At 36.3% G+C, this 11878-nt stretch carries 10 protein-coding genes; 1 reads left to right on the plus strand and 9 read right to left on the minus strand.

Annotation, left to right across the window (positions count from 1 at the left end):
* The first annotated feature begins 393 nt into the window (after positions 1–393).
* Complete coding sequence (locus tag BUA73_RS11080; RefSeq protein ID WP_072904191.1) at positions 394–2106, plus strand: amylo-alpha-1,6-glucosidase; 1713 nt, start codon at positions 394–396, stop codon at positions 2104–2106.
* 61 nt (positions 2107–2167) lie between these two features.
* On the opposite strand, the gene BUA73_RS11085 is transcribed toward BUA73_RS11080, so the two are convergent.
* The 9 genes from BUA73_RS11085 to citX all read right to left on the minus strand — a co-directional run bounded on the left by BUA73_RS11085 (position 2168) and on the right by citX (position 11860).
* Entirely contained in the window at positions 2168–2998 is an 831-nt protein-coding gene (locus BUA73_RS11085) for a YdcF family protein (RefSeq protein ID WP_084672247.1), read from the minus strand.
* A 5-nt stretch (positions 2999–3003) separates the two neighbouring features.
* Positions 3004–4119 carry a butyrate kinase gene (gene buk, locus BUA73_RS11090; protein WP_072904192.1) on the minus strand — a complete coding sequence of 372 codons (1116 nt, stop codon included), beginning with the start codon at positions 4117–4119 and terminating at the stop codon, positions 3004–3006.
* Between the two features lie 2 nt (positions 4120–4121).
* Complete coding sequence (locus tag BUA73_RS11095; RefSeq protein WP_072904193.1) at positions 4122–5207, minus strand: butyrate kinase; 1086 nt, start codon at positions 5205–5207, stop codon at positions 4122–4124.
* Between the two features lie 26 nt (positions 5208–5233).
* Complete coding sequence (locus tag BUA73_RS11100) at positions 5234–6838, minus strand: NAD(P)/FAD-dependent oxidoreductase (RefSeq protein WP_072904194.1); 1605 nt, start codon at positions 6836–6838, stop codon at positions 5234–5236.
* Positions 6839–6845: 7 nt separating this feature from the next.
* A complete protein-coding gene (locus tag BUA73_RS11105) occupies positions 6846–8066 on the minus strand; it encodes a CdaR family protein (protein WP_072904195.1) in 1221 nt (406 codons plus the stop codon).
* Complete coding sequence (gene cdaA / locus BUA73_RS11110) at positions 8042–8896, minus strand: diadenylate cyclase CdaA (protein ID WP_072904196.1); 855 nt, start codon at positions 8894–8896, stop codon at positions 8042–8044. Before cdaA ends, BUA73_RS11105 begins: the two co-directional genes overlap by 25 nt.
* A 148-nt stretch (positions 8897–9044) precedes the next feature.
* Positions 9045–10313 (minus strand): tetratricopeptide repeat protein, encoded by a 1269-nt coding sequence (locus BUA73_RS11115; protein WP_072904197.1) that lies wholly within the window; start codon positions 10311–10313, stop codon positions 9045–9047.
* A 1-nt stretch (position 10314) separates the two neighbouring features.
* A complete protein-coding gene (citG, locus tag BUA73_RS11120) occupies positions 10315–11193 on the minus strand; it encodes a triphosphoribosyl-dephospho-CoA synthase CitG (protein WP_242942379.1) in 879 nt (292 codons plus the stop codon).
* Positions 11194–11317: 124 nt separating this feature from the next.
* Complete coding sequence (gene citX / locus BUA73_RS11125; RefSeq protein WP_072904198.1) at positions 11318–11860, minus strand: citrate lyase holo-[acyl-carrier protein] synthase; 543 nt, start codon at positions 11858–11860, stop codon at positions 11318–11320.
* Positions 11861–11878 lie beyond the last annotated feature (18 nt).

The raw sequence follows: 11878 nt of genomic DNA on the forward strand, positions 1-11878 counted from the left end.
GATAGAGATGCTAATGCAAGTAAGAATATTCTAAAGCAAGGATTAAAAGAACTAAAAATAGAGGTGGCGTAATCCTGTAATAAATACGGTAGGAACTATCGGAATCAAGCCTGTGGAGATAGTAGATTGCGAGGTCGAAGAAGCAGGAAGCCCCATCCCCTTGTGGATGGGGTAAGTTCACTCTCAAAACTCTAGTTGTATCCTTTTGAGAAGTTTTTGAAACGTGACCATACTGGCAACTAATTCATTCATCACTGCCAAGTACAAAAGAGCCATAGGAACATTTACAATGTTAGTTATGCAAGTTGAGATAATTTTTCATAAAATTCCAATAATATTTCAATCGACTATTCAAAATATTTATGGCATAATATAAGTGGAGGTGGTATTATAATGAACTTCGATTTAAGATATGTTCCTTTCAGTAGGTATAATTCATTTTTTGTATTTTCTAAGCTTCAGCAAGATGACACGCAAGATTACAAAGTTTATATTCGAAATGTTTCTTCTTCATTTTCCAGAAGCAACATTTTTAGAATTGATTTGATTTACAATAATGAAATAATTCCTTATACGGAGCGCTGCTCGCCTTACTCATTGAAATTAATTTCCGACAAGGGATTTATGGAATTTATTATTTCTGACGAAAACACCATTAGGTTTAGAGGTGCTGGTGTGGGACTTAGGCTTTCCGTGGAAACTACAAAGTATGACTGTGTAGCTCCATATGATAGCGATAAACTTCTTTTAACATATGCTACAAGCAACACGAAATTTATGATGATACCGCTTAAGGCTACAAAGGTTGATGTTTCTGCACCTTGGGATGTAAGTCGTTGTACCAGCATTACCATGGATTTTGTGGCTACGGTGGGAAATACGGTGGAAGGGATTATAGACAATTTTTTAACTGAATGGGATCCAAAGGATTTTTCTAAAACTTCCTTTGAAGAGGATAAGAAAGAAATAAAACATTATTATTATGGTTGGTTATTAAATAGTACCCACAATTGCCATCCAAAATATCATAGAGGCAATAAATTGGCTTCTTACATTACATGGTCCTGTGTGGTTCCTCCTAGAGGAAACCTTACAAGGAAAGCCATGTATATGTCAAAAAACTGGATGACTAGTATATGGAGTTGGGATAACTGCTTTAATGCACTGGCTTTATCTACTACGTTCCCTGAGCTTGCCTTAGAGCAGTTTATGATTTTTTTTGATCACCAAGATAAATCGGGTTCTTTCCCTGACCTTATAAATGATTCAAAATGCATTTGGAGTTTTAACAAGCCACCGGTGCAAGGAATAATCATGAAGGAAATCATGGACAAAACTGAAGAACAGGTTTTCAGCCTAGAAACCTTAGAAAAAATTTACCAGCCTATGTGTCTTTGGACTAGATGGTGGCTAGATTTTAATGACTTTAACCACAATGGTGTTCCTCAGTATAAACATGGCAATGACTGTGGTTGGGATAATAGTACGGTGTTCCACAATGGTGTGCCTATAGAGAGTCCAGATCTTTTAAGTTTCCTTATTTTACAGTTCGAATTTCTTGCTCTAGTAGCAGAAAAGCTGGGTAAACATGAAGAAAGCAAAAAACATTATGAAACAGCTAAAGAGAATTTGGTACTACTCATAAAGCACTTTTGGACTAAAGACGGCTTTGTAGCTAGACATAACAATGGTTCTATTTGCAATACTGGAGATAGTTTACTTTTGTTTGTACCTATTATACTTGGCAAACGCCTGCCATCTTATATTAGAGATTATCTTGTTTCCGGTTTAAAGGAGGAAGGTCGCTTCTTCACTGAAAATGGCCTTGCAACAGAAAGTGTTAAGAGTCCTTTCTACGAGCCTGACGGCTATTGGAGAGGTCCTATATGGGCTCCATCCACATTCCTTATTGTAAGGGGGCTTGAAGCCTGCGGTGAATTTGAATTTGCATGGGAAATAAAGAAAAGATTCTGCGAGATGTGCAACAAAGAAGGCATGGCTGAGAATTTCGATGCTATTTCTGGAGAAGGTCTCAGGGATAAAGCCTTTACATGGACTTCTTCTGTTTTTCTTGTATTTTCAAGAGAACTCAATGAAAGGATATAAAATAAAACCAACATTTGCAAGGTGTATCTTTGCAAATGTTGGTTTTTTATTTTTCTTATTATTATTTGTCAAATAGATATGTCTTAATCAGTGCAAAAGCTTCTCTTGCATAAGAATTGGGAATTAAATAGGGATATGATGGAGCTGACTCACCATATGCTTCAAATCCATTTCTTTCTGCTAAAAGCTTTGCTCTAGCCATGTGAAAAGAATTCGTTACAATCAATACTTTTTCATTTTTGTCGTAACCTTCTTCGTCCAATTTTTTTCTAGTATATTGAAAGTTCTCTTTAGTATTTATCGACTGTTCTTCTTTTATAATGCGTTCTGATTCTATTCCACAATTTATAAGATATTTCTCCATAGCAGAGGCCTCAGTTATCATCTCATCCTTACCTTGTCCACCAGACACTATCACCTTAGCGCTGTTGTTTTTCTTAAGATATTCAGCAGCGGTGTCCAGTCTATATGCTAGTGTAGCTGTTGGTGTCTCTCCTCTAAGTCCAGCCCCTAAAACCATAACTATATTGGGAGAGCCTATTCTCTCTTCAGTGCCATTGACGATTATAATAGCTTCTAAGGCCACAAAACATATAATACCCACCCAAAGAAAGGTGTAAAATACTTTTCTAAGTATTACGTATCGAGCCATATGTATATCCGTTCTCTTGCTGCGAATTATACCAAGTCCTAGAAAAAACATGCCACTTAGAATCCAAAAGATAACAAATACAGTGGAGCCCATGAGCATCATGCCCACAGCATACATAAGGCAAGCAATGCCAAGAATAATTAAAAATATATTGATAAAAGTAAAGCCTTCCTTTTTAGGTCTAGTGTACGTAACGTTATTTTCCACAAATAAATTGCCCATTAGCCCAAATTTGGACACTTCAATCACCCCTTGTATATTATTTCTTTTTCCTCACCTCTCAAAACTTGTAAAACTTCCTCTACCAAATTGGTAATCTCTTCTTTTCCTGCATATACATGAACCCCGGCCAAAGATGACACCCTGTTTCTTATGTTTTCCACCATGATTTTCGAGTGTGCAATTCTGCCTGTTAAAATAATGCTGTAAACTTGACCTTCAAGAGCTATAGCACACTTGGCAATTTCTTTGCAGATATTGTATGCCATGGCGTCAAAAACCACTTTGGACATTTCATCGCCTTTTTGAACGTTTTCCATGAGGACTTTGAAGTCCTTATACCCGAAATATGCCGTACAACCACCCCTGCTCTGAACAATTTCCTTAAGTTCCTCATATATGTAATTGCCACTAAAACACATCTTAACAAGTTCCCTCATGGGTAGATTTCCTGTTCTCTCGGGAGAAAAAGGACCTTCACCCTCACTGGTATTGTTCACCTCAATTACCCTGCCCATCTTGTGAGCTGCTATGGTCATTCTGTTGCCCAGATATGCCACGATTAGATTGGTTTTCTCGTATTTTTTATTGTGATGTTTGCAAAACCGCTTTGCCACAGTTTTTTGAGTCAGTGCATTAAAAAAACTATCCCTTTCAATGCCCTTCATACCAGTTATCTTAGCCTGAGATATCATTTCATCTATATTTACTGTGGTTACCATATAGCCACTTACATTGTGTTTTTTGCATAATTCATAGGCAAGAAGAGGTTCTGTAAACAAGCACTTTGACTCATTAAAACGCTGCGTTAGATCCTCATAATTTAACGCCACATACAAATTTCCATCGATTACATAAGTGCCACTGCACGCTTTATCTACAATGAATCCACGGCATACCAGACCTTCTATTTCATCAAAGTAGACTCTTTTATTCTTTAATAGCTGCTCTACAGATTCTATTCTCAGTGAAATTTGGTCCTCGATGGTAATATAGTTTCTCATCTCTTGATTAGAGTACCATATGGTATCAGCAAAAATATTTTCTTCTCCCTCATAAACACATACAACAGTACTGTTTAATTTTACATTCACCACTAGTATTTTGGGATAAATCTTACTGTTTTTCCGGGAAGGGTTCATGTTTAAATATCCACCTCATTTTCATAAATTTTCGGCTGCTCTATGTTGTCCAGCACTCTTTTTACTCCATTAAACATGGCTTCTATCTCGTAATTGCCCTGAATAACTTCCACAGGGCTTATAAAACTCACTCTTCTCGCTATGTTATCCATGATAAAATGACTAGCGCAAAGATCTCCTGTTAATATTATTCTATCAACCTTAAAAGAAAGGGCCGATGCCATGGTGCCGATATCCTTTGCAACACCATAGGAAAAAGCCTCCATTACATCTCGATACTCTTCTATTACAATATCGTTCATAATAACTTCTTTTAATCTTTCCACAGTGGAAAACTCCATGAGCTGAAGAAGTCCAGATTGATTATACATCTCATTGCAGAAACTTTTATAATCGCCCTTGTACTCCAATGCCTTGCTAGCCAATTTCAGAGGTGGAATGTCTCCACAACTTTTAATAGAAAACACACCTTCATCGTAAAAATTAACTGCATCCACTATTTTACCATTTTTTAAAGCGATGGTAGATACCTCTTCATTCATTTGACACACAATAAAAGAGCTGTCATTAATATTTTTACAAATTTTCTCTGCTACCATAGTCCCAATATATTTCATGTCCAGAGCATAGCTTATAGCTGTCCTCTTTATATATGGTAATCCAGTTATTCTAGCTTCTTCTGGCATTTCATCCACGCTCATGGAATCCACCATATAAGCCTTTATATTTGCTTTTTTTGCTATTTCAAAGGCAATAAGGGCACCTAAATTTGTTATGTGTCCCCCGCCATAAGCGATTCTTATATCCTCTAAAAGCTTTGGGGTTATAAAATATGTTCCACCTGGCATAGGTCTCAATATACCACCTGTGCCAACAGTGCAGATTAGTTCGCCCAAAGTGATTCCAAATCGCCTAAGTTCGTCTATAATGTCCCCCACTCTAAAGTCCCTTTGAGAATACATTTTCACACTAGGATTATAGCATTGGACCTTTGAACTAACAACTTCCATACCCTTTTTATTTAAAACGGATATTTTCGTATATAAATTGTGCGGGCTTATGGCCAATATGAACTGTTTTTTTGCCATGGCTCCTGTCTCACCTTCCTAACAAATTACTCCCTAATTTTAAATGCTTCTATGATCCTCTCAGCTACCTTTATTCCATCCACTGCCGCAGAAATAATTCCTCCAGCAAAGCCCGCTCCCTCGCCAGCTACGTATAAACCGCTTAAAGATATACTTTCAAGATTTTCATTTCTGTCTATTCTAACCGGTGCCGATGTTCTACTTTCAATTCCTGTAATTATAGCTCCATCCATGGCGAAACCCTTTATTTTTCTATCAAAGTTTAATATACCTCTTTTCAAAGAATCCACTACATAACTTGGAAGGCACTTTTTGATTTCATTGAATACATAACCTCTTGTAAAGCTAGCATTTACACCTGCAAGAGATTTTGAGTTTTTATCCTTTAGGAAGTCTCCAACTAGCTGTACTGGCGCCACATGATCTCCTCCCCCACATTCGTAGGCAAGCCTTTCATAATGCCTTTGGAACTCTATGCCACTAAGGGGGCCTTTACCTTCAAAATCCTTTTCCGATACAGTTACCACAAGGGCAGAATTGGCATTTTCCATATCTCTTTTTGAGTAGCTCATACCATTGGTGACCAACATGCCTTGCTCTGAGGAGGAAGCAACCACCACACCACCAGGACACATACAAAAACTGTATACACCCCTGCCATTGACTTCATCGGTATATGTCAATTTGTAATCTGCAGCCTTTAACCTTGGATGATTGTAGAATTTACCGTACTGATTTTTATTGATAAGCTCTTGAGGGTGTTCCACTCTAACTCCTATGGCAAAGGGTTTTGCACTGATAAAAATCCCTCTTTTGTGAAGCATCTCATAGGTATCTCGAGCACTGTGGCCAGTGGCAAGTACAGCCACCTCACAAGGAATTTTTTGGCCATTTGCGACGATAGCACATAGCTTTTCATTTCTAGTAACAATATCCTCCAGTTTGCTATTAAACCTTATCTCGCCCCCAAGAGAAATAATTTCCTCTCTTATATTTTTCACCACAATTTTCAAAATGTCTGTACCCACATGAGGTTTTCCCATGTATTTAATCTCTTCCCTAGCTCCAGCCTTTACAAATTGCTCTAAAATATAATCACATCTATAGTCCTTGCTTCTAGTGGTCAGCTTTCCATCAGAAAAAGTACCTGCACCACCTTCACCAAACTGTACATTGGATTCAGAATTTAGTTTTCCAGTGCTCCAAAACTCTTTGACAGTTTTACTTCTTTCCTCAACCTTTTCACCTCTCTCTAAAATTAGAGGCTTATAACCTTGCTTTGCCAGAATAAGACCTGCAAACATTCCCGCAGGCCCCATACCAACTATTACCGGCCTGTTCTCAAGGATCTTATCTCCCATTTTAAACTCCGGCGCATATGCCTTTTCTCTTATAGAAACTTCATTGGAATTTCTTCCTTTTACAATGGTTTTCTCGTTGCCATTTACTTCTATGGCCACTTGATAATTAAACCTTATGTTATCTTTTTTTCTTGCATCTATAGATTCTTTTATTATACTTAAATTTATTATATCATTTTCATTAATTTTAAGAGTATGTGCGACTTTACTCTTTAATTTTTCCATGGGTTCATCTATGGACAATGTTATGTTATTCACTTGAATTGACACTATTAGTTTATCCCTCTACTTTCTTTTGTATATTAATATTTACATTTTCTATATCTTTTTTTACAAGAGTCACACCACTTGGCAACTCCATTTTAATTTGTGCACTATGACTTCCTTCAGAATACCCTGAAACATCCACATATACTTTAATGTCGCTATCCTTTAAAGAAGACATGATGGAGTCCAAACCTGACACCGTATATGTTATACTATTGTGGTCCATGGTTACTGTATAGTCGCTAGGCAAGTTCTTTACCTCAATGCTATCTGTAATTTTCTTTTCAATATAATGCCTATCCACATAAACCGTCACATCAACTTTAGTAGTGCTCTCCAAAAAATCTACACCCTGTGGCAGCATAAGCTTAACATTGCCAACTGTAGTAGTGTCCTTTAAATCTGATATGTCAACAGGACTTGTTTCTATATACTGAAGAGAATTTACGATTTTTTCATCACCCATGACTTTTATAATGGATGGGTTAACCTCTGTCTTGGTAACCTTGTAACTAGTTGAAGAATTTCCGCTAGTTATAACTTTTACAGGCAGACTTTTTATTGTATTTACACCTAAAGCTACATTTACAATGTTGGTGTCTAGCTTTACATCCTTTACTTCATCATTCAAAGCATTTACAGGTTTAACAGTGACCACAGCTGTTTTAGTCTGTGTAGATTTTTTTACATCAAAGTGACCAAGAGCATACTTAACCTGACTTACCTTTCGGCTAGGTCCAGTCACCGTAACCTCTTTTGGATCCGTTATAACATCCTTTAAAAATCTATCCTCACTGCTTCCCTCGGCGACTTCAATCTTTACAGGAACAACCTGCTCTGCTATTCTGTCCACGCTTATTTCCAACCATAATCCGCTATCATTTAAAATATTTACACTAGATGGACTGTTTTCAACTTTTATAGGAAGTTTGTTGCTTCCCTCCTTTAAAGCATATTCTGCCAGATCAACATAAAGGTTAAACTCATTGGCTGTAACCCTGCCATCTGAGGATTTCCCTTCTACCTTAACATCGGTAGTATATCCCGTAGTATTCTCTATGCAAAGATTTTTTTGAGATAGTGCATCTGCATTCTTTAGCTGCACCGTAATATTTCTGATAGTGTAGGTGACATTTGGATTCTCAGTTTTTGTTATATAAAGCCAAAGGGAGAAGGCTAGTAATACACAGCACACCCTGACAAAGACTAATTTTGTTTTTTCTTTTTCCATAAGCTCACCCTTTCACTTAATGTAAGTTTTTTATCTTGTCTGCTAACGATAATTTTATTAAGCGTATTTTTCAACTTATCGCCATCAAAATTTCTCACTAGCTTTCCATTTAACGCCATGGAGATAACACCAGTTTCCTCAGAAACAATGATAACTATGGCATCCACTGTTTCCGACAATCCTAGTCCTGCTCTATGACGTGTTCCAAGTTTTTTACTTATATCATTATTTTCAGTAAGAGGTAGAAAACATCCGGAAGATATTATTCTATTATCCCGTATAATAGTGGCACCATCGTGAAGAGGTGTGTTTACCACAAATATGTTTTCTAGTAGTGCTGCTGATACTATGGCATCTATTTTTGTCCCTGTATTTACTATCTCAGCTAAACCTGTTTTTTGCTCAATTACCATTAGAGCACCGGTTTTAGTGGCGGCCAAATTTTCTACAGCTGTGACTATTTCATTTATAATTTTGCTTCGGGTTTCCTCGTCCTGCAAAAAGTGCTTATCCGTAAAAGTACTTCGTCCTATGTGCTCAAGTGCCTTTCGTATCTCAGGTTGAAAGATAATTACTAAAGTTAACACACCAATAGTAAGGGTTTGATCAATTATCCACCTCAGTGTACGAAGTTTCAAAATCTCACTAATAGGTATAAGAAGAAATACAAAAAGAATGCCTTTTAGTAGTTGCTCCGCCCTTGTCTCTTTTAAAAGATTATACATTTTATAAAATATAAATGATACAACCAGTATATCCAGTATATTAAAAACACTTATATTTTTTAATATATCGAATAGTGCTGTAAATATTTCCTTAACGTATGCCATAATATCACCTCGAATTTAATATCAGTTTTAAGTATTGTATATTTTAATTATACACTAATATAAATGTTTATTGTACACCCATAGTAAATATGTATGCTATAAAAATTTAAAAAGGTGCCTCCACCACGAGACACCCTTTTTAAATATCTTATTTAGCCTTGTATTTATTGTATTTCTCTTTATCCACACCCTGTGTCATGGTCCTTAAATATCGTAAGACATCCTCTATATAATTTCCCTCTTTTACATATGTTTTATTCTTGTACTCCTCATAATATTTTTCAAAAATTATTATGCTATTTTCATAATCATTATTTTTATTATAAGCAACACCCAACATATACAATGCGTGCTCGTAGGGAAATTGGCCCCTTCCATATTTCAAAGACCTTTTGTAGTAATCAATTGAATCTTTATAGTTTCCACTCTTGCTTAGATCGTATGCAAGTTTATAAAAATACTCTCCCGCATTGTTGTCCATGAATATTCTGCACTTGTTTAAAATAGTCTTTTCATTTATGCCTAAAGATGATTTTTTATCCTCCCACTTATCCAATTCCACATCTATGGACTTGTAATCTTTATTTTCTAGATAAGAATGGAGCTTCTCTAAAGGGAATTTCACCTGTGGAGCATCTTCTATTTGCTTTATGGACCCTTTTTCTGTCCCATTTTTTGTATCTTTTTCTATCTCTTTTTTTGCGTCTTTTTTTATCTCGTCATTTGTCATATCTTTTGTCATATCATTTAACTGGTCTTTTACTTTCCCTTTTGTTTCAGCTTTATTTTTCCATGCCGTAATTCTTATGCCCGCGCTGAGAACTGACACAAATATGACAACTCCAGCCAATGCTGCCACCACAATATTTCTCTTAGGGTTCCTTATAATATTTAATTCCTTAAGCAGCTTTCTGTTATCATGAGCCTCTTTATTATACTTGTCCACCGAAAGCACATCATTTATACATTTAATGGCCTCATCATAATTAGACTTCTGCATATAGCAGCGGGTGAGTTGGTTGTTTACATTTATGGCATTGAAATTGCTCTTCATCTTGCAGCGTTCAAATTCCATAATGGCTCCGGTAACATTCAATGCTCTAGCTAGTTTTACACCCTTTACGTAACACTTCCACAATTCCTCATCGTTTTTGCTGTCTAACAGGTATTTCTCTGATACAACATCAGCGTAAATTTTGTAGTTTAAATTCCAACACCGCCGAGCCTCATTCATTTCCCCTTTAAGATAATGCATAAGACCTCTTAAATTGAGAAGGGCGGAGTTTGCTTGAACAGCCTCTTCATTGTCATCACAGACCTCCAAAGCCTTTTCAAGCATCCCCCTATTGTAGTACTTAAGTACCTTACAGTATATTTTATTGCTCTTATCCTCTAAATCATACTCTCCCCTGTTCAAACTAACTCATCCTTTTCATATATTTTTTTACTAAGCTAAAGAAAATTGTAACTGCCAACAAATCTGCAGAACCCCCTGGGCTTATTCCGTCCCTTGAAAACTTGAAATCCATATCATTTATAGCATCTCTTCCCTCTATAGTTTCCATGCCACCAAGTTCTAAAGCACCACTAGCCATAGATTTTACATACTGTAGCTTGTCTATATCATGTCTATGAAGAATATTTGTATCATCGCAAATACTCATAATGTATACAAGGGTTTGAACTAATCTCTCTTGCTCATCTAGATATTCCTTCTCTTCATAATATGATAATGTCCTCTCAAATATTATAGACAAACCACACTGTACCTCTCCTCTTACCCCAGGAATCCCATACTTTTTATATATTCTCTCACCATAGGTAGAATTATTGTCCACATTCACCTTTGAAGCTAGTTCTTTTTCCACAATTCCCTCTGTCATACTGGCTATTATAGAAGGAATTTGTTCAAAATCCTCTCCATTAAAAATAGCTTTTGCAGTGGCTGCAAGGCTTATGCCCATTAAAAATATCATGCCTTTGTATGTATTAACACCTTTTGTACAATCCATCATAGCCTTCTCAGCTTCCAAACCAATATTTCTGATCTGCTGGAAGATTTCCTTTGGTTCCTCCTCATTGAAACCCCTCTCTGCAAATTTGTAAAGGTACGCCCCTATAGCCGCCACACTATCGAGAAAGGTAAAGTGATCCATATCCTTGTGAGCACCGTTGGATATAGGCGATACAAGCCCCGGTGATGGATAACAAGAAACCTCATACAGCATAGACTTTAGGCTAAATTTGCCTAGATTTTTAACAACATCTTCTTTTCCCATTTTCATGCTTATTGTCATGTTAACTATGTGCTACTCAAAATATGGACAATTATTATATTAAATATATTACATTGCCTAGTAGCTTCTCCTTTCTCTCTTTTAATTTTTTATTTTATATAGGCTTCCATATTTCCTTGAAAGTCTATATTGTAACTTTATTTAGATATTTTGCATATAAAGATTCTATGTAGTTTACAACATCATCTTCCATATGAGCTTTTTGTCTAACACACAGATGGGCATCTTCATTGCATAGAAAACACTTTCTACTGCCAAATCCCAAATCCCTTCTGCTGATGCTTGTCCCGTCTTCTCTATAGACATCTATATCTAAAAGTCTGCCAAGCTCATGATTTTCCTCCAAGTCAAGGGTGTATTTTTTTATAGTTAATGGCTCCTCATCGACAATATAAATAACAATAGGGCCCTCCTCTTTGAAAAGCTTTTCCCTTCCACAGATTTTACCTTTAAATATGTTATCCATCTCATTGTCTATTATCTTTATGATCCCCCTAGTTATCTCATTATCCTTGTACGCACCCGGATAATTTACCCTAAGTGTAACTATGCTTTTTTTGTATTTATTTCTAAGCTTATCCTGTAGATTTACCCGTTCTTCTCTTGCTATTAGTATCTTCTTAATTTGACTCTCTAAATTTGCATTGATATTTTGGATATTCTTCATAGCTAGACACTCCCTTTT

Source organism: Hathewaya proteolytica DSM 3090 (genome assembly GCF_900142225.1).
GTDB lineage: Bacteria > Bacillota > Clostridia > Clostridiales > Clostridiaceae > Hathewaya > Hathewaya proteolytica.

What these genes read in the sequence shown, in the direction of transcription:
- BUA73_RS11080 (WP_072904191.1), top strand. Translation starts at nt 394, where the DNA reads ATGAACTTCGATTTAAGATATGTTCCTTTCAGTAGGTATAATTCATTT.
- buk (WP_072904192.1), bottom strand. Translation starts at nt 4,119, where the DNA reads ATGAACCCTTCCCGGAAAAACAGTAAGATTTATCCCAAAATACTAGTG.
- BUA73_RS11095 (WP_072904193.1), bottom strand. Translation starts at nt 5,207, where the DNA reads ATGGCAAAAAAACAGTTCATATTGGCCATAAGCCCGCACAATTTATAT.
- BUA73_RS11105 (WP_072904195.1), bottom strand. Translation starts at nt 8,066, where the DNA reads ATGGAAAAAGAAAAAACAAAATTAGTCTTTGTCAGGGTGTGCTGTGTA.
- cdaA (WP_072904196.1), bottom strand. Translation starts at nt 8,896, where the DNA reads ATGGCATACGTTAAGGAAATATTTACAGCACTATTCGATATATTAAAA.
- citG (WP_242942379.1), bottom strand. Translation starts at nt 11,193, where the DNA reads ATGACAATAAGCATGAAAATGGGAAAAGAAGATGTTGTTAAAAATCTA.
- citX (WP_072904198.1), bottom strand. Translation starts at nt 11,860, where the DNA reads ATGAAGAATATCCAAAATATCAATGCAAATTTAGAGAGTCAAATTAAG.